The organism is Aeromicrobium sp. Leaf291, from assembly GCF_001423365.1.
Classification (GTDB): domain Bacteria; phylum Actinomycetota; class Actinomycetes; order Propionibacteriales; family Nocardioidaceae; genus Aeromicrobium.
This window is the reverse complement of the sequence record NZ_LMNM01000001.1, coordinates 268,551-290,101: the sequence shown is the minus strand read 5'-3', so window position 1 is coordinate 290,101 and position 21,551 is coordinate 268,551. Positions and strand designations below refer to the sequence as shown.

The 21,551-nt window shown below is 71.4% G+C and carries 16 protein-coding genes; 5 read left to right on the top strand and 11 right to left on the bottom strand.

The genetic code is table 11. The features are described from left to right. Positions 1–8: 8 nt before the first annotated feature. Positions 9–578 carry a PadR family transcriptional regulator gene (locus tag ASF35_RS01400; protein WP_055961713.1) on the bottom strand — a complete coding sequence of 190 codons (570 nt, stop codon included), beginning with the start codon at positions 576–578 and terminating at the stop codon, positions 9–11. A gap of 273 nt (positions 579–851) precedes the next feature. Between ASF35_RS01400 and ASF35_RS01395 the strand changes: the two genes are divergently transcribed. Further along, the gene (locus ASF35_RS01395) at positions 852–3,011 is read left to right on the top strand and encodes a transglycosylase domain-containing protein (RefSeq protein ID WP_055961710.1); all 2,160 of its coding nucleotides are present in this window, start codon (positions 852–854) and stop codon (positions 3,009–3,011) included. Between the two features lie 353 nt (positions 3,012–3,364). Here the strand turns inward: ASF35_RS01395 and ASF35_RS01390 are convergent, their stop codons facing one another. Together ASF35_RS01390 and ASF35_RS01385 are read right to left on the bottom strand one after the other, a co-directional pair. Continuing rightward, complete coding sequence (locus ASF35_RS01390; RefSeq protein WP_055961707.1) at positions 3,365–4,411, bottom strand: alanine racemase; 1,047 nt, start codon at positions 4,409–4,411, stop codon at positions 3,365–3,367. Positions 4,412–4,526: 115 nt separating this feature from the next. Beyond that, positions 4,527–5,675 carry a peptidoglycan bridge formation glycyltransferase FemA/FemB family protein gene (locus ASF35_RS01385; RefSeq protein ID WP_055961704.1) on the bottom strand — a complete coding sequence of 383 codons (1,149 nt, stop codon included), beginning with the start codon at positions 5,673–5,675 and terminating at the stop codon, positions 4,527–4,529. Between the two features lie 124 nt (positions 5,676–5,799). Here ASF35_RS01385 and ASF35_RS01380 point away from each other — a divergent pair, with 124 nt between their 5' ends. Then, positions 5,800–6,723, top strand: a complete 924-nt coding sequence (locus ASF35_RS01380) for a siderophore-interacting protein (protein WP_055961701.1) — start codon at positions 5,800–5,802, stop codon at positions 6,721–6,723. 49 nt (positions 6,724–6,772) lie between these two features. Here ASF35_RS01380 and murJ read toward each other — a convergent pair whose 3' ends face one another. Both murJ and ASF35_RS01370 read right to left on the bottom strand, forming a co-directional pair. Next, the gene (gene murJ / locus ASF35_RS01375; RefSeq protein WP_082495307.1) at positions 6,773–8,536 is read right to left on the bottom strand and encodes a murein biosynthesis integral membrane protein MurJ; all 1,764 of its coding nucleotides are present in this window, start codon (positions 8,534–8,536) and stop codon (positions 6,773–6,775) included. After that, entirely contained in the window at positions 8,529–10,619 is a 2,091-nt protein-coding gene (locus ASF35_RS01370) for a DUF6049 family protein (protein ID WP_055961698.1), read from the bottom strand. Before ASF35_RS01370 ends, murJ begins: the two co-directional genes overlap by 8 nt. A gap of 110 nt (positions 10,620–10,729) precedes the next feature. Between ASF35_RS01370 and ASF35_RS01365 the strand changes: the two genes are divergently transcribed. The 3 genes from ASF35_RS01365 (at position 10,730) to ASF35_RS01355 (ending at position 14,377) form a co-directional block, all read left to right on the top strand. Further along, positions 10,730–12,172 carry a CCA tRNA nucleotidyltransferase gene (locus tag ASF35_RS01365; RefSeq protein ID WP_055961697.1) on the top strand — a complete coding sequence of 481 codons (1,443 nt, stop codon included), beginning with the start codon at positions 10,730–10,732 and terminating at the stop codon, positions 12,170–12,172. A 483-nt stretch (positions 12,173–12,655) separates the two neighbouring features. Further along, positions 12,656–13,600: a DUF808 domain-containing protein gene (locus ASF35_RS01360; protein ID WP_055961694.1), complete on the top strand. Its 945-nt coding sequence runs from the start codon at positions 12,656–12,658 to the stop codon at positions 13,598–13,600. 99 nt (positions 13,601–13,699) lie between these two features. Continuing rightward, positions 13,700–14,377 carry a hypothetical protein gene (locus ASF35_RS01355; RefSeq protein ID WP_055961691.1) on the top strand — a complete coding sequence of 226 codons (678 nt, stop codon included), beginning with the start codon at positions 13,700–13,702 and terminating at the stop codon, positions 14,375–14,377. Positions 14,378–14,545: 168 nt separating this feature from the next. Here the strand turns inward: ASF35_RS01355 and ASF35_RS01350 are convergent, their stop codons facing one another. The 6 genes from ASF35_RS01350 to ASF35_RS17865 form a co-directional block, all read right to left on the bottom strand. After that, positions 14,546–15,832: an ABC transporter substrate-binding protein gene (locus tag ASF35_RS01350; RefSeq protein WP_055961688.1), complete on the bottom strand. Its 1,287-nt coding sequence runs from the start codon at positions 15,830–15,832 to the stop codon at positions 14,546–14,548. Between the two features lie 76 nt (positions 15,833–15,908). Beyond that, positions 15,909–17,057 (bottom strand): branched-chain amino acid ABC transporter permease, encoded by a 1,149-nt coding sequence (locus ASF35_RS01345; protein ID WP_055961685.1) that lies wholly within the window; start codon positions 17,055–17,057, stop codon positions 15,909–15,911. Next, entirely contained in the window at positions 17,054–17,950 is an 897-nt protein-coding gene (locus ASF35_RS01340; protein WP_055961682.1) for a branched-chain amino acid ABC transporter permease, read from the bottom strand. Before ASF35_RS01340 ends, ASF35_RS01345 begins: the two co-directional genes overlap by 4 nt. Continuing rightward, the gene (locus ASF35_RS01335) at positions 17,947–19,788 is read right to left on the bottom strand and encodes a long-chain fatty acid--CoA ligase (protein ID WP_055961680.1); all 1,842 of its coding nucleotides are present in this window, start codon (positions 19,786–19,788) and stop codon (positions 17,947–17,949) included. Before ASF35_RS01335 ends, ASF35_RS01340 begins: the two co-directional genes overlap by 4 nt. Then, positions 19,785–20,669 carry an ABC transporter ATP-binding protein gene (locus ASF35_RS17870; RefSeq protein WP_055961678.1) on the bottom strand — a complete coding sequence of 295 codons (885 nt, stop codon included), beginning with the start codon at positions 20,667–20,669 and terminating at the stop codon, positions 19,785–19,787. The genes ASF35_RS01335 and ASF35_RS17870 overlap by 4 nt, the downstream gene beginning before the upstream one ends. Further along, positions 20,666–21,445 carry an ABC transporter ATP-binding protein gene (locus tag ASF35_RS17865; RefSeq protein ID WP_055961676.1) on the bottom strand — a complete coding sequence of 260 codons (780 nt, stop codon included), beginning with the start codon at positions 21,443–21,445 and terminating at the stop codon, positions 20,666–20,668. The genes ASF35_RS17870 and ASF35_RS17865 overlap by 4 nt, the downstream gene beginning before the upstream one ends. Between the last annotated feature and the right edge of the window lie 106 nt (positions 21,446–21,551).

The window sequence follows — 21,551 nt, the reverse complement described above, 5'->3', positions numbered from 1 at the left end:
TGAGGGGGTCAGGTGGGAGGAGGTGGCGGCTCGTCCTGCGGCTCGCGCTCGCGCTCGATGAGCTCGGTGAGCCAGCGGACCTCGCGCTCGACGGACTCCAGGCCGTGGCGCTGCAGCTCGCGGGTGTAGGCGTCGGCGCGGTCGCGGCCGCGCTGGGTGGCCTCGCGCACGTTCTCGAGCCGCTCCTGCAGTCGGCTGCGCCGGCCCTCGAGGATCCTCATGCGCGTGGCACGCTCGGTGCGGGCGAAGAAGGCGAACCGGACGCTGAAGGTCTCGTCGTCCCACGTGGCGGGCCCGGAGTCCTCCATGGCATGGGCGAAGTGCTCCTTGCCGGCGGCGGTGAGGTGGTAGACGATCCGGTTGCGGCGGCCGCGGACCTCGACGGCCGGGTCGTCGTCGGCCTCGATGAGACCGGCCCGTACCAGCGACTTCAGACAGGGGTAGAGCGTGCCGTAGGACAGCACGCGGCCCCAGCCGAGCAGGCTGATGAGCTCCTTGCGCAGTTCGTAGCCGTGCATGGGCGTGTCGTGCAGCAGACCGATGGTGGCGAGCTCGAGGGTCGCTCCGCGACGGGGCATCGCGATCCTCCTGGCCGGCTCGAGAGACGTCGTCGTGACGACTCGGTATATCGGGACGATACATCAGCGCGGCATGACATGAAAGACCGTATGTCAGGTCGGGTGGGTAGGGCGAGACCGTCTGGACGAGACACGTGCCACAGAGCAGGGGGACCGTGCATCATGGCCTTCTCAGGTTGGTCAGGCACACTGGCCTGATGCCGCGCCGTGTCCCGGGCGCACGCACAGCACCACGCCCTGCCAGGAGCAGGGCCGAGACGGAGGAAGTGGTCCGTGGCCACCAGCACGCATCGAACCAAGGCGAAGAGCACCCCGAGCAAGCCGGGCCTGTTCCGTCGCATCAGTGGCGACGGCCCGCGCTGGAAGCAGGTGCTGCGCTGGTTCGCGGTGCTCGTCGTGCTCGGGATCCTGGGCGGCGCGCTGCTGTTCTTCGTGCTCTACCGGGTCATCGAGATCCCCGACGCGAACGCCGATTTCCAGACCCAGACCACCAAGGTCTACTACTCCGACGGCAAGTCCGAGCTGGGCGACTTCGCCATGCAGGACCGTGAGAGCGTCCCGCTCGACGAGATCCCGGCCGTCATGCAGGCCGCCGTGATCGCGGCCGAGGACCGCACCTTCTACGAGAACCGCGGCCTCGACTTCAAGGGCATCGTCCGCGCCGCGCGCGACAACGCCACGAGCGGCCAGATCACCGGCGGCGGCTCCACCATCACGCAGCAGTACGTGAAGGTGCTCTACCTGAACCAGGACCGCTCCTACAAGCGCAAGGTGCGCGAGGCGATCCTGTCGATCAAGATCCACAACCAGCTGAGCAAGTCCGAGATCCTCGAGGGCTACCTCAACACCATCTACTTCGGCAACGGTGCGTACGGCGTCGAGGTCGCGGCCGAGACCTACTTCGACAAGCCGGCGTCCGAGCTGAACTACCCGCAGGCCGCGATGCTCGCGACGGTCATCAACAACCCGACCTACTACGACCCCTACACCGAGGGGGCGGAGGAGCGGATCCTGCCGCGCTACCGCTACGTGCTCGACGGGATGGCCAAGTCCGGTGCGATCACGGCCGAGGAGGCCGCGGAGTTCCAGGAGCGGCTGCCGAAGTTCGCCGAGAAGAAGAACGCCAACCGCTTCAAGGGCACCAAGGGCTACCTGCTCGCCCTCGTGCAGAAGCAGCTGCAGGACGCCGGCTTCAGCGACAACCAGATCCTGGGTGGCGGCCTGCGCGTCGTCACGACCTTCGACAAGCGTCTGCAGGCCGACGCCGTCGACGCGGTGGAGAACACCGTCCCGCAGGACCTCGACGAGCTCAACGTCGGCCTGGTGTCGGTCGAGCCGGGCACCGGTGACGTCAAGGCGATGTACGGCGGCAAGGACTACCTGGAGAGCCAGCTGAACTGGGCCACCTCCAGCGTGCAGCCGGGCTCGACGTTCAAGGTGTTCGCGCTCGTGGCGGCGCTGGAGGACGGCTACAGCCTGCGCACGACCCTCAACGGCAACTCACCGGTGCGCATCGGTGGTGCCGAGGTCGGCAACCAGGGCGACAGCGGTGGTCAGTCCTTCGGCCGGGTCACGCTCGAGTTCGCCACGCAGAAGTCCATCAACACCGCCTTCGTCGACATCACCCAGCAGATGAGCGGCGGCGCCGACGCCGACATCTCGGTCGGCGCCCGCAAGGTGCTGGAGGCCGCCAACGACGCCGGCATCCCGGCCACGGTGACCGACCAGATCGACCCGGTCGCCGTCACGTCGCTCGGCTATGCCGGCGTGCCCGCGGTCGACATGGCGAACGCCTACGCGACCCTCGCTGCCGAGGGCGAGCGCGCGGAGTGGCACGTGCTGTCGAAGGTGACCAGCGCCCAGGGCGACGAGCTCGAGCTGCCGGCGCGGGAGACCAAGCGCACGATCCCCGAGGACGTCGCCGCCGACACCCTCGCGGCACTGCAGAAGGTCACGCAGGCGGGTACCGGCACGAGCGGGCGCACGATCTGCCCGACGGCCGGCAAGACGGGCACCGCGACGGCCGGCGCCGACGACGACCAGCGCGTCTCGTCGTCGTGGTTCGTCGGGGCCACGCCCAAGCTGGCCACGGCCGTGACGCTCAGCCGCGGCGTGGGCAACGAGGACCTCGAGGGGTACCTCGTGCCCTTCTTCGGTGGCACCTACCCGGCGCAGACCTTCAAGGCGTTCATGGACCCGGCGCTCGAGGGCACCGAGTGCGGCAGCTTCCCGGCCCCGGCCAACATCCGGGCCGACAAGGGCAACACCTACGTCCCGCCCGCGCCCAGGCCGAAGAAGACCGAGAAGCCGAAGCCGAAGCCCGAGCCGACGACCCCGAAGCCGACCACGCCGGCCCCGACCGAGCCCGAGCCCTCCGAGCCCGAGCCGACGCCCACCTTCCCCGGCGGTGGCGGCGGGGGCGGCAACGACTGACTCGTCAGAGGTAGGTCTCGCACCGAACCCGCCGGTCAGAGGTAGGTCTCGCACCGAATCGGGCAGCCGGAGGTAGGTCTCACACCTCATGCCTCCGCCATCCGGTGCGAGACCTACCTCCGACGGCTCCCGACGGCGCAGGAGGAGCGCGCGAGGACGACGTAGGCTCCCGCGCGCCCCGAAGCCGGGGTGCTCGGCGAGCCTCGGGCCCGGTCGGCCGGTCGAGGCCTCTCGGGGAGCAGGTCGACCCGGAGCCGCAGCGGCGCAGCCGCAGGGCAGGACCCGACCGGGCCGACGCAGCCGCAGGGCAGAACCCGACCAGGCCGACGCGGCCGGCCGATCGGGGCGGGCCGTCAGTCCAGCACGACGCGGTCGAACGTGGCCGTCGTGTAGCGCACCGCGCACGACACGGCGTCGCCCACGGCGGGTGCCGCGGCCGAGGCGGGTAGCAGCACCTGCGAGGCGTGCATGTGCGGCGGCTCGGCGAACCAGCGCTGCCGGCCGTCGACGGTGAAGGGGCTCAGCGCCAGCCCAGCCGCCTCGAGGCTGCCCTTGGCGAACGTCTTGCCCCGCTGGACCACGCCCACGCCCGCGCGGGGCGCCTCGAGGCCGACGCCGTGGCTCGTGCCGCCGGAGATCACCAGCAGGTAGCCGTCGCGCGGCATGGGGCGCTGGCGGTACCCGACGCGCTCGCCGCGCGAGACGCGGTGGACGTCGAGCACCCGGGCACGCACGTCGAGCGCTCCGAGGTCGCCGAGCCACAGCGACGTGCCCACGCGGGGCCGCACCGTGAGGCCGGGGCGCCGCTCGCGCAGCTGGTCGAGCTCGCTCGGACCGAGGTGCGACACGAAGAACGTCGAGGTCTCGAGCTGCGAGGCCTCCAGGGCGGCGGCCCACGACTCGGCCTCCGCGAGGTTGCTGCCGGTCATCGGCAGGTGGGCAGCGAAGCCCTCGACCTGCAGATCGCCGAGGGCGGCGACCGCCGCGGCCAGCTCGTGCCGGTCGAGCCCGTGGCGGGCCATGGAGGTCTCGCCCTCCACGACGACCCGGGCCCCCGGGCGCACCCGTGCCAGGGCGGTCACGTCCTCGACGCGACCGACCGTGTGCACGACCCGTGGGTCGGCGAGCGCCTGCTCCACGGCCGAGCCGTCCAGGAATGGACGCCACGGGCCGAGCACCATCACGTCGCCGCCGAAGGTCGCCAGCGCCTCGGGCACCTCGGCGTACACGCCGACCGCCACGGTGTCGGCACCCAGCGCGGTGCTCTCCGCCGCCAGTCGTTCGCGGCCGAACCCGTACCCGTTGCCCTTGATCACCGGGACCAGCCCGGGCAGCCGCGCGGCGGTGGCCGTCAGGTGCCGACGCCACCGCTCGGTGTCCACGTGCAGCTCGAACGTCATCCTCGTCTCCTCATGTCGACGACTGCGTCGCCGCATTCGTCGCTCGGACGAAGCGCGATCACGCGCGCAGCGGGTGCGTGCGTCGAGAGGGCGTGGACGGCGCGTGCGTCGCGCTTCATCCTCGTCTCCTCATGTAGGCCGTGAAGGCCGCGTAGAGGGGGCGGTTGAGGGGGAGGTCCCACTCGCCGAGGTACTCCACCGCCTGGCCGCCCGTGCCGACCTTGAACTGGATGAGGCCGACGTGCGGGTCCTCGGGGTCGAGGGTGTCGGTGATGCCGCGCAGGTCGTAGACGGTGGCGCCGGCGGCCAGGGAGTCGCGCATCATCTGCCACTGCACGGCGTTCGAGCCGCGCACCTCGCGCTTGGCCGACGTGGACGCGCCGTAGGAGTACCAGGCGTGCGTGCCGACGCGGACGAGCGTCGTGGCCGCCACCAGGTCGCCCTCGTGGTGCGCCAGGTACAGCCGCATCCGGTCGGGGTCCTCGGCGTTCAGCGCGTCCCACATCGTCAGGAAGTAGCCGAGGGGGCGAGGCGTGAAGTGGTCGCGCTCGGCCGTCTCGGTGTAGATGCCGTGGAACGCCTCCACGTCGTCGCGCGAGCCGAGCGTGACCTCCACGCCGGCCTTCGCCGCCTTGCGGATGTTGCGGCGCCACAGCTGGTTCATCCCCGCCAGCACCTGGTCCTCGGTGAGTGCGGTGCCGTCGGCGTCGGCGAGCGGGAGCCAGAAGTTGTACTGCGGCTGGCCCGCGCTGAACCCGCCCTCCGTGGCGAGCCGTCGCCAGCCGAGGTCGCTCAGCCGGTCGGCGACGGCCAGCGCGTCGGCGTCGTTGACGTCGGCCGGGACCTCGCCGAGCGTGCCGAGGGCGGAGTCGGCCACCGCGGCCTTGACGGTGGCGGCGTGCCAGCGTCGGGTGACGACGGGCGGGCCCATCCGGATGCCGAACGCCTTCTTGGCCTTGAGGTGCGCCGCGAGCGGTGCGAGCCAGGCTCCCAGGTCGTCACCGGCCTCGAGCCACGGCAGCACGGGCCCCTCGGGCAGGTAGGCGAGGAAGCGCTTGACCTTCGGGACCTGGCGGTAGAGCACGAGCGCGGCGCCGACGACGGCACCGGACGCGTCGACCCAGCCGACGGACTCCGCACCCCACTCGGCCTTGACCTGCGCCCACGCGGGGGTCTGCAGGAAGGAGACGGAGGGGCGGCTCGCGACGAAGTCGAGGTGCTCCTCGCGGGTGATCGTGCGGACGGTCACGGATGCGGGGCTCACCCGGCCGAAACTACCAGCGTCGAGCACGGCCGCAGAATCAGTTAGGCTAGCCTAAGCAAGTCCGTCGGGCGCCCCGTGCGCGGCGCTCGCGGCCACGCACCGCTCCCCAGCTCTCGGAGGAACCATGCCCACCGCCGCACCGGCGATCTGCACCGCCACCGTCGTCCGGAAGGTGCGGCTGTCGGCGCACCTGGTCACCGTGACGCTGCGACCGGACACCTTCGTCTCGACGGGCGTCCCGGACGAGTACGTACGGCTGCTGATCGCCCCCGCGGGCGCCGAGCTCGCGATCCCGGAGTACGACGAGAACTGGGTCATGACGCTGCCCGAGGGCGGTGTCGAGCCGGCCGCGCGGGTCTACACCATCTCCGACCACCGGGTGGTCGACGGAGCACCGGAGATCGACATCGACATCGCCGTGCACGAGCGCGGCGTCGGCTCGGACTGGGCGCGCAGCTGCGTCACCGGCGACCGGGTGGGCCTCATGGAGCCGCACGGCCTGTACGCCGCCCCCGACGACACGGCCTGGCAGCTGCTCGTCGCCGACATCACCGGTCTTCCGGCGCTGGCCCGCATCCTGCGTGGGCTGCGGCCGGGGCAGCAGGTCGAGGCCGTCGTGGTGCTCACCGACGAGCGCGACCGCATCGCCCTGCCCAGCCCGGCCGACGTCGACGTCCGCTGGGTGGTCGTGGACCGAGAGACCGACATCTGCGGCGCTCTCGAGGCGGCCGTCACCGAGCGGGACCTGCCCCGCGGGGGCGAGGTGAGCGCCGACGTCCCGGCCAGCCGGTACGTGTGGCTCGCCGGCGAGGCCAGGGCCAGCCGCGGGGCGCGACGTCGGCTCCGGCGCGACCTCGGCTGGCCGCAGGCGGACTTCTACACCTGCGGGTACTGGCAGATCGAGGCCGAGCAGTGGAACGCCCGCTACGAGCAGGTGGCCGAGGAGGTGGACGCGCAGGCCCGGCAGGCGTACGTCGAGCTGGCCGACACCGACCAGGGCGCCTACCTCGACGCCATCGAGGAGATCTACGAGAAGGCCGGCCTCTGACGGGCCACGGTCGACCGGACCGCCGCGGTCACGGGTCCGGGGGTCGCACCTAGCGACGCAGGAGCGACCCGACGAGGTGCGACAGCTCACGCATCCTCACCACGCGTGCCGCGGCGAGGTAGCCGAGGCCACCCAGCGCACCGCCCGCCGCGAGCACGAGGAGTCCGCCCTCGGGGGTGTCCCGCGGCACGCCGACGGAGTCGAGCGCGGCGGTGGCGCCGAGCATGAGCGCGGCGGCGACCCCGCACGCGACCACGAGCTTGAGCAGGAAGCGGCGGGTCTCGGCATCGACCAGTCCGCCACCCAGTCGACGCGACAGCAGCGTCGTCGACAGCACGGCCCCCACGGCGTAGGCGACGCCGAACGCGAGGGCGAGTCGGGGCGCGAACTCGTCGGGCTCGGCCCCCCGCGTGAAGCCGATGGCCGCGGCGACGTTGACGGCGGCGATCACGACCTGGACGAGGAACGGGGTGCGCGTGTCCTCGTCGGCGTAGAAGCCGCGCAGCACCATGTAGTGGATCGTGAAGAACAGCAGCGCGAGGGCGAACGCGGCCATGGTGGCGCCGATGGCCGGTGCGCTGACCCGCAGCGTGGGCGCGAAGCCGAGCACGGCCGCGGCGGGGACGCCCAGGCACGCCAGGGCGGCGGCCAGCGGGGCGATCACGGCCAAGGTGATGCGCGCGGTGCGCTGCAGCTCGAGCACCATCCGGTCGTACCGGTGGTCCTGGGCCAGGGCGGAGATCGTGGGGATGATCGCGGTCACGAGCGAGACGGTGATGACGCCGTGCGGCATCTGGCTCACGAGGTAGCCGAGGGCGTACACGTTGGCCCCGGCGCCCTCTGCGCCCTGGCTGGCTCCGGTCAAGGTGCCCTTCGAGCCGAGGCGCTGGACGACGATGTAGGCCACCTGGTTGGCGGCGATGAAGCCGAGCGTCCACAGCCCGAGCCGCAGGGTGTGGCCCAGTCCGACGCCGCGGAAGTCGAACCGCGGCGAGAACCGGAACCCGGCGGCACGCAGCGAGGGCAGCAGTGCGAGGTGCTGCGCGACGATGCCGGCCGTGGCGCCCAGGCCCAGCAGGACCGCCTCGTTCGTCGTGAAGCCGCCGCTGCCCGCGGCGTGGCCGTGGACGACCAGGAACACGCCGAGCGACAGCATGGCCACGACGTTGTTGACGATGGGCGCCCACATCATCGGCCCGAACCGGCGGCGAGCATTGAGGATCTGGCCCACCAGCACGAACGCGCCGTAGAAGAAGACCTGCGGCATGCACAGGTACATGAGCAGCTGCGCCGACTCCCGCTGCGCGGCCAGCTCGGGCTCGAACAGCTCGGCGTCGAACACGACCCGCATGATGAGCGGGACGAGCGCGACGAGGGCGAGGGTCGCGACCCCGAGCACGAGCATCCCGAGGGTGAGGATGCGGTTGGCGTAGGCGTCGCCGCCGTCGGCGTCGGCGCGCATGGCGCGCACGAGCTGGGGGACGAGCACGACGTTGAACACGCCGCCGGCCAGCAGGATGTAGAGGGCGTTCGGGACGGTGTTGGCGATCTCGAAGAGGTCGCCGTTCAGCGCCGCACCGATCGTGAAGGCCAGCAGGAAGCTGCGACCCAGGCCGGTGAAGCGCGAGACGATCGTCCCGAGCGCCATCCAGGCGCTCGCCCGCGCGACGTCCGACTGGGCGGGTGAGTCCTCGCCGGAGGGATGCTCGGGAGGCAACGGTGCCTCGGGGGCTGCGGCCTCGTGGGCCAGGGCGTCGGCCGACTCGGTCTCGCCGGCATCGCCGCCGTCGTGGGGGCGGGGAGTCTCACTCATCGGGCTCGCCCCGTTCGAGCGCGTCGCCCCGGCCGCGACCGCGCAGGAACCGGCGGCCCAGCGCGAACAGCACGAACAGGCCCGCCGCCCCCATCAGGGCCCACAGCGCCATGCCGACCCGGCTGGAGCGCACGTTGAACGAGTCGGCCTGGCCGACCGGGGTGCCGCCGCTGGTGATGAGCTGCGCGGTGAAGGTCGACGACGTCTGCTCGCCGACGTCGACGGTGACGGTGAGCGTGCGCCGCTCACCGGCCTCGACCTCGACGGGCTCGACGTCGGGCACCGTGAGCGCCGGGTTGCTCGTGCTGATCCGCACCCCGACACGGACGGGGTCGTCGGTGTCGTTGCTCACGGTGAGCGGGAAGGTGCCCTGCGAGCTCGACAGCGTGATCGCCGGCGGCCCCTCGACCTGCAGCCCGTCGAGCGCGGCACGGGTGCGCCGCAGCTGGTCGACGGCGGCCTCCGCGCCCGTGTCGCGGTCGCGGCGCCACGCCACCGAGAGCAGCTCGGCGACGGTGCGGTCGGTGCGCGCCGTGACGTCGTCGGCGTCGACCACCAGGTCGGAGACGACCGATGCAGCACGCACGAGGTCCTCGACGGCACGCAGCTGTCGCCCACGCAGCGGCGTGGCGTCGGAGGTGCGCGGGACGGACCCCGTGTACGACGCGCGGCCGGTCGAGAGCAGGTCCTCCAGGTCGCTCGGCGTGACGAAGTCGGGCGTGAAGGCACCCGAGAACGACCCGGCCTCGGCGTCGCCGGGATTCCAGGTGGGGTCGAGGAGGACGAAGGCGTCGGCCTTGGACTGCCGGTCGCCTCGACGTTCGAGCGAGGCGAACGCGGCCTCGCTCACCAGCCGCTGGCGCAGGGTCGCCACGGTCTTGGAACCGGGCACGCCGACGTCGAGCCCGGCGTTGACGAACAGCGGGACCGGGCCCTCGTCGGTCCGGCGGGTGACGATGGAGCCCAGGCGCGGCTCCCAGTCGGGCACGGCGTCGCGGGTGACCACCACCGGCCGTTCGCCGCCGTCACGCACCTCGCTGAGCAGGCGCGACGTGACACCGGTGCGGGTGGGCCAGGTGACACGTCGCCCGGTGAGCTGGAACCGGGCCAGCGTGCCGGACGTGGCGCGGTCGACGGTGGCGGCGAGCTGGGCGGCGTCGTCGGACGTGCTGATGGCCAGCACGTCGGGTCGGGCGTAGTCCAGGGACCAGGTGGTGACCCGGCGGGAGAGCTCGGTCAGGTCCGTCAGGAAAGTGCGGGCAGCCGCACGCTGGACGGCGGTGACCTGCACGCCTTCCGGCAGTCGGCGGCCCTCGGCGAGGTCGTCGAGCCCGACGAGCAGGGCCGGGTCGAGCACGATGGTGGTGCCCGGGCCCGGGGCCTGCCGAGCCCGGTCGAGTAGGTTGCGCAGCTGGCCCCCGGGCGAGACGCGCTCGGCCAGGTCGGGTGCGTCGAGGTAGGTGCCGTCGGGGCCGATCCGGTCCGGCATGACGAACGGCCACACGAGACCACCCGGCACGCGGGGCGAGGTGTCGTCGATGCGCGGCAGGAACGTGGTGGCCCGCGCGATGGCGTTGGTGTCGCGGGTGCCGTCCTCACCGGTCGCGAGCACCTGCACGCCGACCGGGTAGACGCCCTCGGCGCCGTTGATCCTCAGGTCCTCGTAGGGCACCTGGACGCGGAACGGCCGGGTCGAGCCCGGCTCGAGGGTGCCCACCTCGTCGATCGCGTCGAGCTCCACGACGCGCTGGCCGGTGTAGGTGGCCTCGCTCTCCACGGCGTCGGTGACCTGCTGCCGGGTCGTGAACGGGGCGGGCGCGATCACCAGGTAGGCCTGCGCCTTCGTCCAGCGCTCGTCACCGGAGTTCGTGACGAGTCCGCTCAGGGTCACCGTGGCGCCGTCGCGCAGCTCGGTGGGGCTCACGCCGGTGATGCGGATCGAGACGTCGGGGTCGATGGCGGCCTGGGCGGCCGGCGCGCCGACGAGGACCGCACCCCAGCCGACCACGGCCGCGAGGACGGCGGCGACCCGGCGGTGGAGGGAGCGCGGGCCCGGACGCAGACGTCGGCCCGGGTTCGTCACCCGGCCCATCGTAGTGGCCGCACCTGTGCGCCCCGGGGACGCGGCACGTCGGCAGCGCCGCGCCCACCACGCACCCCGGCACCGGTGCCCGGACACTAGACTCTCCCCCCGTGCCCGACCCTCAGCCGACGACCGACGCCACCGCCGTGCGCGCGGCCGTGGCCGCGGTGCTGGACGAGCACCCCGTGCTCGCCGACCTGGGTGCGCTGTTCGAGGCCGCCGGGCACGAGCTCGCCCTCGTCGGCGGCCCCGTCCGCGACGCCCTGCTCGGCCGCGCGGTCAACGACCTGGACCTGACCACCTCGGCGCGCCCCGACGACGTGGAGCGCATCGTGGCCGGCTGGGCCGACGCCGTGTGGGACGTCGGCCGCGAGTTCGGGACGCTCGGCCTGCGCAAGGGTGGCGACCAGATCGAGATCACGACGTACCGGGCTGACGCCTACGACGTGTCGTCGCGCAAGCCGCAGGTGGCCTTCGGGGACCGGCTCGAGGGGGACCTGTCGCGCCGCGACTTCACGGTCAACGCGCTCGCCGTGCGGCTCCCGTCGGCGGAGTTCGTCGACGAGTTCGGGGGCCTCGCCGACCTCGCGGCCGGGCTGCTGCGCACGCCCGTGACCCCGGAGCAGTCCTTCAGCGACGACCCGCTGCGGATGATGCGCGCGGCCAGGTTCGCCTCGCAGCTGGGCTTCGGGGCCGACGACGCGACGGTGTCGGCCATGACCGCGATGGCCGACCGGATCGAGATCGTGTCGGCCGAGCGGGTGCGCGACGAGCTCGTGAAGCTGGTGTGCGGAGGCGACCCGGTGGCGGGGCTCCGCCTCCTCGTCGACACCGGTCTGGCCGAGCACGTGCTGCCCGAGCTGCCGGCGTTGCGGCTGACCGCCGACGAGCACCACCGTCACAAGGACGTCTACGAGCACTCGCTCACCGTGCTGGAGCAGGCGATCGAGCTGGAGCACCGGCTCGACCACCGGCCCGACTTCGTGGTCCGGTTCGCCGCGCTCGTGCACGACATCGGCAAGCCCCGCACCCGACGCTTCGTCGACGACGGCACGGTGACGTTCCACCACCACGACGTGGTGGGCGCCAAGATGACGCGCAAGCGGATGAAGGCGCTCCGCTTCAGCAACGACCAGATCGACCAGGTCAGCCTGCTCGTGGAGCTGCACCTGCGCTTCCACGGGTACGGCTCGGGGGAGTGGACCGACGCGGCCGTCCGTCGCTACGTGCGCGACGCGGGCGACCAGCTGGAGCGGCTGCACATCCTCACCCGCGCCGACTGCACCACCCGCAACCGGCGCAAGGCGCAGCGTCTGCAGCGCACCTACGACGACCTGGAGCGCCGCATCGAGGTCCTGGCCGCCCAGGAGGAGCTCGACGCGATCCGCCCCGACCTCGACGGCAACCAGATCATGGAGATCCTCGGCATCGGTCCCGGTCGCGAGATCGGCGAGGCGTACCGGTTCCTGCTCGACCTGCGGATGGACCGCGGACCGCTCGGTGAGGACCTGGCTGCCGAGGCGCTGCGCGCGTGGTGGTCGGCGCGCGGCTGAGAGGCCTGCTCGTCCGCTCCTCGCGTCTCGCCGGCGGCTGACGTCGCACGGACCTGCGGCTGCGTCGACGCGGCTCGACGTGGGGGCGTTCCCCGAAAGGCCTCGACGGGGCGGTGGCGCCCGGGGCGGCCGAGCCCTCCGGCTGCCCCCATCGGTGGATCGTCAACATCTGGCGGGGTCCTGCGGTTGCTGAGCCACCGATGCCCCCCGAGCGGTGACTGCTCCACTCGTCGCCCCACCGAGCGGTGACCTCTCCACCTTCTCAGCGCTGAGAAGGTGGGGAACGCACCGCCCGGGTGGGCGGGCGACGGCCCCACCCCACCGAGGAGCCGCGCCGGCGCAGCCCCACCCCACCCGAGGAGCCACACCGCCGCCCCACCCCCGCGGCAGCGGACCCCCACCCGGACGCGGAACCACCGCAGCACGGCCCGTACCCCCGCCGACCACCTACCCTTTCCCCATGACTGCAGTGAGAGTTCTCTGATGGCCGGCGGACTCGTCGCGCTCCTCGACGACGTGGCGGCCCTGGCGCGGCTGGCTGCCGCGTCCATCGACGACGTCGGTGCTGCGGCGGGACGCGCCAGCGCGAAGGCGGCCGGCGTGGTCGTCGACGACACCGCCGTCACCCCGCGCTACGTGCACGGGCTCGACCCGAAGCGCGAGCTGGCGGTCATCGGCCGCATCGCGAAGGGGTCGCTGCGCAACAAGCTGCTCGTCATCCTCCCCGCCGCCCTGCTGCTCAGCCAGTTCGCGCCGTGGCTGCTCACGCCGATCCTCATGCTGGGCGGCACGTACCTGTGCTTCGAGGGCGCCGAGAAGCTCTGGGAGAAGGTCTCGGGCCACCACCCGCCCGAGGAGCCGTCGTCGTCGCAGGGCGAGGACCAGGAGGCCACGGTGGTCTCCAACGCCGTGCGCACCGACTTCATCCTGTCGGCGGAGATCATGGTGATCGCGCTCAACGAGGTCGCCGAGGAGGCGTTCGTCTCCCGCGCCGTCATCCTGGTCGTGGTGGCCATCGGCATCACGGCGCTCGTCTACGGCGTGGTCGCGCTCATCGTGAAGATGGACGACGTCGGCCTCGCCCTCACCGAGCGCACGTCGAGCGTGGCGCAGAAGGTCGGCCGCGGTCTGGTCAAGGCCATGCCCAAGGTCCTCGCCACGCTCGCCACGGTGGGCGTCGTCGCCATGCTCTGGGTCGGCGGCCACATCCTGCTCGTCGGCACCGACGACCTCGGTTGGCACGCCCTCTACGACCTCGTGCACCACGCCGAGGAGGCCGTGCACGACGCCGTCTCCGGCGGCCTCGGTTCCGTGCTGGCGTGGCTCACCAACACCTTCTTCTCCGCAGTCATCGGGCTCGTCGTCGGTGCCGTGGTCGTGGCGGTGCTGCACCTCGTCCCGCGTCGGCGCGGCGCGGCCGCCCACTGACGCGAGCGTCACGTCTCGGCCCGACGGCCGTGGTCACGTGCGGCGTTCCCGACCGCTAGGGTCCCGAGTGGGAAGAACACTCAACAATCGGGAGACACCATGACCATCCGTCGCGCGGGCATCGCCGCCGTCGCCACCATCGCGCTGCTGGGCCTGAGCGCCTGCGGCTCCGACGAGCCCGAGAGCGAGCCGACGTCGGCCGCCTCCGAACCGAGCGAGGAGGCCACGGAGGACGCCCCGGCGGCCACCGAGGGCTCACCGGCCTGGGCCAAGCCGTTCACGACCCCGGGCGAGAAGATCGCCACCGTCGAGGCGGGCGACGTGACCGTCGACGTCTACCAGGTGGGCACCGCCAAGGCCACCAAGACCGGCAACTTCGTCGACCCGGAGAAGAACGAGCCGATCATCGACGAGGGCGACGAGATCGTCTTCGTCAACTACGTGGTGACGAACAACGGCGATCCGATCGACCTGGGCTCCTCGCTGGTCGACGTCGAGTCGCGCTACGTCGACTGGCCGTACCTGCAGGGCATGGACGGCATCACCGACAGCGCGCTCTACGAGGAGCAGGACGTGCAGACGCTGGGCGTCTCCGAGATCGCCGATCCCGCCGTGTACACGCTCGGCAAGGGCGAGACCTTCGCCTACGGCGAGAACTTCCGGTACGAGAAGGGCACCGAGCTCGAGGTCGAGGTGCGCTACACGCCCGTCGACGCCCAGGGCGAGCTGCTGCACGACGACCGCGTCGAGGGTGAGGGCAAGGGCACCATCTCCTGATCCCTCCACCCACCATCGGAATCCCCCGCTCACCTCGGAGGGCCTCCGAGGGTGAGTGGGAGAGAACCGTGGTGAGCTCGCGATTCCCATCAGGTGATGGGAATCGCGAGGCCGCTGGGAACGACGAAGGGGCCCGGACCGCCATGGTCCGGGCCCCTTCGCGTCAGGTCACTGCAGGCTGAAGCACGGCTTGGAGAAGTCGTACGCCTCCGCCGTGGGGCCCGTGGTGAGGTCCTGCTCGAGCGACACGCCCGTGGGGGCGTCCTTGTCGACCTTGCTGATGACGCTCGATCGGAACGCCGACTCCGCGGGCTCGCCGGTGTTCTTGCCGGCCTCGTTGGGCAGCATGCCCTCGTAGTCGACCTCCTCGAGCGACTTCGCGGCCTCGACGAGGCTCTCGCGGGTGATGCCGCCGTCCTCGTCGGCCTGCTTCAGGGCTGCGAGGAGCGGGTAGCTCCAGGCCCAGCCTGCCGTGTAGCCGTCGCTCGGCGTCACGTCGCCCAGGGCCTCGCGCATGGCCTCGTGGCCCGGGGTGTCGGTGCCGAACGGACCCCACGGGCCCGCCTGGAAGTACAGCGCCTCGATGGCCGGAGCGGCTGCGGACTGCAGCAGCGCCGGGTTCCAGGTGGGGCTGGAGCCGACGACGGTCCCGTCGAAGCCCTCGGCCGCAGCGCCGCCGACGATCGCGGCCATCTCGGCCGGACCGGTCGAGATCACCAGGAGGTCGGGATCCTCACGGAGCACCGACGCGACCGTCTCGGCCTGCTGGTCCTGGCCGGGCGGTGCCTTGATCTCGACGTACTCGAGGTCGTTGGCCTCGGCCGCGGCCTTGACGCCGGCCGCGGCGTCTCCGCCGTAGTCGTTGTCGTAGCCGACGGCGGCGATCTTGCCCGCGACGTCGCGGTTCTCGACGGCCCAGTCGACGCCGTTCATGGCCTCGAAGCAGTAGTTGGCGCCGCTCTCCAGGATCTGGTCCTCGAACTCCCAGGCCGAGTTCCACGAGGCCGGCACGCCGATCACGTCGTCGGCCTTCATGTCCTCCAGGATCGCGAGGGTCTGCGACGAGCCGAGCGTCTGGCCCAGCGCCAGGATGTCCTTGCGGATCTCCTGGTACTTGCGGTTGTGGATCTCGGGGTTGTACTCGGCGTCCTGGACGTACTTCGTCACGTCCACGTCGTAGCCACCGACGCCGCCGTCCTCGTTGACCTTCTGCCAGAACGCCTTCTGCGCGTCCGTGATGGGCACGGCGAGCGGGGCGAACGGGCCCTTGGTGAGGTCGGAGATCACGCCCAGGTAGATGCAGCCGTTGTCGTCGTTCACGGCCTGCGGGCAGGCCTCGTCGGTGATGCCGTCGGCGGCGGAGTCGCTGCCGCCGGAGCTGCGGCAACCGGTGAGCACGAGTGCCGCCACCGCGGCACCGACGCCGGCGCGCAGCAGGTGTCGAGAGATTCTCATGACGTTCCTTTCGAGGGTGGCGAGGCGCGTCGTGCGTCCTCGTTCGGGGGATTCCCGCAGGTGCGGGGGACCGACGTCAGTAGGAGAAGGGCCACCCCTTCCAGTAGTTCCGCACCCGCATCCAGATGCCGAAGAGGCCGCGGGGCTCGAACACGAGGAAGAAGACGATGAGGGCGCCGTAGATGATCGCCTCGAGCTGGAAGACGGTCAGCAGGCCGCCGCCGACGGCGCTCGTGCTGATCAGCGGCACGTAGTGGGCGATCTCGGTGGAGATCCGCGGCAGCAGCGCGATGAACATCGCGCCCATGATCGAGCCGCTGATCGTCGCCACGCCGCCGATGAGGATCATCGCGAGGTACTGGATGCTCAGCAGCAGGCTGAAGGCGCCGGGCTCGAAGACGCCGACCACGGCGAAGTAGAGGGCGCCCGTGACGCCGGCGAAGAACGAGCTCATCGCGAACGCCATGACCTTGTACTTCGTGAGCGCCACCCCGATGACGGCCGCGGCGACGTCGCGGTCGCGGATGGCACCGAACGCGCGACCCACGCCCGAGCGGGCGATGTTGCGGCCGATGATCGCGAACACGATGAGGAACACGAGCCCGAGGAAGAACTGCTTCTGCTCGCGCGACATCTCCATGCCGAGCAGCGGCCCGGCCTGGGCGAAGTCGATGCCGAACAGCTCCAGCTCGGCGCCACGTCGGCCCACGCCGGCGCCGCCGGTGATGTCGCGGGCGTTGCGGAACACGTGGTCGCCGATGAAGACGATCCCGAGGGTCACGATGGCCAGGTAGAGGCCGCGCAGCCGCACCGCGATGGGCCCGACGACCAGGCCGGCCACGGCGGCGACGACGCCGGCGGCCGGCAGCCAGATCCACATCGGCAGCCCGTAGCCGAGCACCGGTCCGTCGGGGTTCCCGCCCAGCACGGCACCCGTGTAGGCGCCGAGGCCGATGAAGAACGCGTGCCCGAGCGAGACCTGTCCGGCGTACCCGGTGACGAGGTTCAGCCCGATGGCGCCGACCGCGGAGATCATGCCGAGCGCCAGCACCTGCAGCAGGTCGTCGGCGACCAGGAACGGCAGCAGGAACGAGAGCACCAGGATGACGACGAGCGAGCGTCGCTTGCCGGGCGTGTTGACGAGCGCGATGTCCTGCGCGTAGTCGGTGCGCGCGAGCGGACGGCTGCGCAGGCCGCCGCGTCGGAACGGGGAGGTGATGCTCATACCCGCTCCACCTCCTTGGTGCCGTAGAGCCCGTACGGTCTGACCAGCAGCACCACGAACATGAGGGCGTAGGGGACGACGAGGGCGAAGTTGGTGCCCAGCCACGGTGCGTACTCGGGCTGGTAGGTGGCGGTGATCGCCTCGACGATCCCGACCGCGAGCCCACCGATCACGGCCCCCTGCACGCTGTCGAGGCCGCCGATGATGATCGCCGGCAGCGCCTTGAGCGCGATCGTCCAGCTGGTCTGCTCGATGCCCGCCGCGCCGGCGGCCACGAAGGTCCCGGCGATGGCGGCGAGGCCACCGGCGATGCCCCAGGCGATCGCGAAGATCGTGCCCACGCGGATGCCCTGCGCGAGGGCCGTCTCCTGGTCGATCGCCGTGGCCCGCATGGCCAGCCCGGTGCGGGTGGCGCGGAAGAAGACGACGAGGCCCACGACGCACAGCGCCGTGACCGCGATCAGCCCGATCCGCTGGTAGGAGATCGACAGCCCGAGCAGCTCCAGCCGCTCGCTGCCGCTGGGGTAGGTGACGATCTTGGGCTGCGCGCCGATGTAGCGGTTGGCCACGATGCGCAGCACGATGTCGATGCCGATCGTGATGATCGCCAGCGTGAAGACCGGCTTGCCCACCATGGGGCGCAGGGCCACGCGCTCGACCAGCATGCCGACGAGCGCGCCGCAGACGATGCCGAGGAGCATGCCGATCCAGAACGGCAGGCCGAACTCGACCGTGAAGTGGTAGGTGAACAGACCACCGATGATCATCAGCGCCGGCTGGGCGAAGCTGATGACCTTCGTGGCCTTGTAGATCATGACGTAGCCCAGCGCCAGGAGGGCGTAGATCGCACCTTGGCCCACACCGTTCAGCACGGCCTGCAGGAACTCGGTCATGCGCGGCTCCGGTCGGTTGCGTACAGCTGGTCGATGAGGTCCTCGAACTGGGCGGTCACGGCCGAGCGGCGCACCTTCTGCGTGGCCGTCAGCTCGCCGTCGTCGTGGTCGAGCTCCTTCGGCAGCAGCGCGAAGGCCTTGATCGTCTCGACGCTGGCGAACTTGGTGTTGGTCTCGTCGACGACCTTCTGCACGAGGGCCCGGACCTCCGGCTTCTGGCTGAGGTCGCGGTACGTGGTGAACGGCATCTTCTGGCGCTGCGCCCAGTCGCCCACGGTGTCGAGCTCGATGCCGATGAGGGCGGTCAGGTACTTGCGCCGGTCGCCGATGACGATGGCCTCCTTGACGTACGGCGACGCCTTGAGGCTGTTCTCGATCTCGCTCGGGGCGATGTTCTTGCCGCCCGCGGTGATGATGATGTCCTTCAGCCGGTCGGTGATGCGCACGTAGGTGCCGTCGACCCACTCGCCGACGTCGCCCGTGTGCAGCCAGCCGTCGGCGTCGACCGTGGAGGCCGTGGCCTCGGGGTTGTTCCAGTACCCGGCGAAGGTGCCCTCGTGCCGCGTGAGGATCTCGCCGGTCTCGTCGTCGATGCGCAGCTCGATGCCGTCCTGCGGCTCGCCGACGGTGCCGAGCAGGACCCGGCCGCGGCGGTTGGCGGTGGCGATCGCACTGTTCTCGGTCATGCCGTACACCTCGTGCATCGGCAGGCCGAGGCCCATGAAGAACTCGAGCACCTCAGGGGCGATGGGCGCGGCGCCGGACGCGGCGTACCGCACCTTCGACAGCCCGAGCCGCTCGCGCAGCGCGCGGTAGAGGAAGACCCAGCCGACGGCGTAGGCCGCGCGGGTGGCCAGGGTGTGCCGGCCGCGATTGGCCACGAGGGTGCGACCGATCCAGCGCGAGACCCTCATCCAGAGCGCGAAGTTGGCGCGCTTGAGCCGCGATGCGCCCGACATCCGGATCTGCACGCCGGCCACCAGCTTCTCCCAGATGCGGGGGACGCCGAACAGCAAGGTCGGCTGGATCTCGCGCAGGGCCACCTGCACCGTGTCGATCGACTCGGCGAAGTTCATCTGCACGCCCGACGCGGCGCTCGTCCACACCGTGAACAGGCGCTCCGCCACGTGGCACAGGGGCAGGTACGAGACGGCGAGGTCCTTCTCGTTCGCGGCGGGGTCGATGAGCGCGTCGGTGCGCAGCCGCTCCACGACCCAGGCGATGTTGCCGGTCGAGAGCATGGCGCCCTTCGGCGGACCCGTGGTGCCCGACGTGTAGACGAGGGTGGCGAGGTCGTCGGGCTGTGCGGCGTCGACGAGCGACTCGACCGCGCCCGGGTGCTCCTGCGCGTGCGCACGCCCCGCGGCCATGAAGTCGTCCCACGAGACGAGTCGTCGGTCGTCGTAGCGGCCCCGGATGCCGCGCGGGTCGAGGTAGACGATCGTCCGCAGCTCGGGCAGGTCCTCGATCACCTCGAGCGCCTTGTCGAGCTGCTCCTGGTCCTCGGCGATGAGCAGCGACGAGCCGGAGTCGCGCAGCACGTGCAGCACCTCGGGCGCCGGGTTCGTCGTGTACAGGCCCACCGTGGCCGCGCGGACCGCGGTGATGCCGACGTCGCAGAACAACCACTCGGGCCGGTTCTCGCTGTGCACGGCCACGCGCTCGCCGACCTGCACGCCGGCGGCGAGGAGGGCGTGTCCCACGAGAACCGACTGCTCCCAGTAGTCGGCCCAGGTGATCTCCTCCCAGAGGCCGAGGTTCTTCTCTCGCATCGCGACGGCGTCGGGGCTGGTGACGGAGCGTTCGCGCACGGCCTGCGCCAGCGTCGGGCGGCTCATCGCTGCTCTCCTGTGCTCGGGTCGGTGCTGGCCTCGGACGGGGCGTCGTCGGACAGGGGGGTGTCGTCGCCGACGCCCAGGTACGCGGCGATCACGCCCGGGTGGTCCTGCACCTCGGCGGGCGTGCCCGTGGTGATCGGCTTGCCGAAGTCCATGGCCATCACCCGGTCGGCCAGGTCCATGACCAGGCCCATGTCGTGCTCGACGAGGATCATGGCGATGCCGAGCTCGCCCGCGACGTCGAGGATGAACCGGGCCATGTCCTCGGTCTCCTCGCCGTTCATGCCGGCGACCGGCTCGTCCAGCAGCAGGAGCTTGGGGTCCATGGCCAGGGCGCGGCCGAGCTCGATGCGCTTCTGCACGCCGTACGGCAGCATCCCGACGGGCAGCTGGCGGTAGGCCTCGATCTCGAGGAAGTCGATGATCTCCTCGACCTCGCGGCGGTTGCGCACCTCGGCCTTGCGGGCGCGGCCGAGCCAGGCGAGCGCCGACGGCCAGCCGTAGCCGAGCGCGTGGTGGCGCCCGAGCATGAGGTTGTCGACGACGTCGAGGTTGGCGAACAGCTCGATGTTCTGGAACGTGCGCGCCATGCCCATCGCGGCGATCGCGTGCGGCTTGGAGCCGAGGATCTCCTGCCCGAGGAACGTGACCGATCCCTTCTGGGGCCGGTACACGCCCGAGAGCACGTTGAAGATCGACGTCTTGCCGGCGCCGTTGGGGCCGATCACGGCGAACAGCTCGCCGTGGTGCACGTCGAGGTCGACGCCCTGCAGCGCCTTGACCCCGGCGAACGCCAGCTCGACGCCGCGCAGGCTGACGACCGGCTCGGCCGTGGCGCCGGCGTCGGGGCGGGGCGTGGGTTCGGTGAGCGAGTGGGTCACGAGAGCCACCTCTTGCGTCGCTTGTAGTGCTTGACCTCGCGGTAGGAGGTCGCGAGCTCTCCACGCCCCAGGTAGAAGTCGCGGATGTCGTCGTCGGCGAGCAGCTCGGCGGCCGGCTTGTCCATGACGACCTTGCCGTGCTCGAGCACGTACCCGTGGCTCGCGATCGACAGTGCCATGGTGGCGTTCTGCTCCACGAGCAGCACGGTCGTGCCGCGTCGGTTGATCTCGACCACGATGTCCTTGATCTGCTGGACGATGCGCGGCGCGAGGCCCAGGCTCGGCTCGTCGAGGAGCAGGTAGTCGGGCTTGGCCACGAGTGCACGGCCCATGGCCAGCATCTGCTGCTCGCCACCGGACAGGTAGCCGGCGATGTTGCGTCGGCGTTCGCGCAGCACCGGGAACAGCTCGTAGACCTCCTCGACGGCGTCGTTCAGGCTGCCCTTGCGGGTGTGACCGCCGACCTTGAGGTTCTCCTCGACGCTGAACTCCGAGAAGACCCGGCGTCCCTCGAGGACCTGCCCGAGGCCCGCCGCCACGATCTTCGGCGCGGTGAGCGTGTGCAGGGGGACGTCGTCGAGCGTGACCTGGCCCTTGGTGATGGCGCCGTCGTGCACGTCGAGCAGCCCGGACAGTGCGCGCAGGAGCGTCGTCTTGCCGGCGCCGTTGGCTCCGAGCAGGGCGACGATGCTGCCGCGAGGCACCTGCAGGCTCACGCCACGCAGCACGAGGACGACGTCGTTGTAGACGACTTCCAGGTTCTTGACCGCCAGCACAGGGTCCCTCTCGTCGGCTGCGGGGTTGCGGCGAACCTAGGCCATGACGTGGGTCACAAGCAATATGCACCTGGTGTGAATGTTCACTCGGGGTGCATGATGGTTG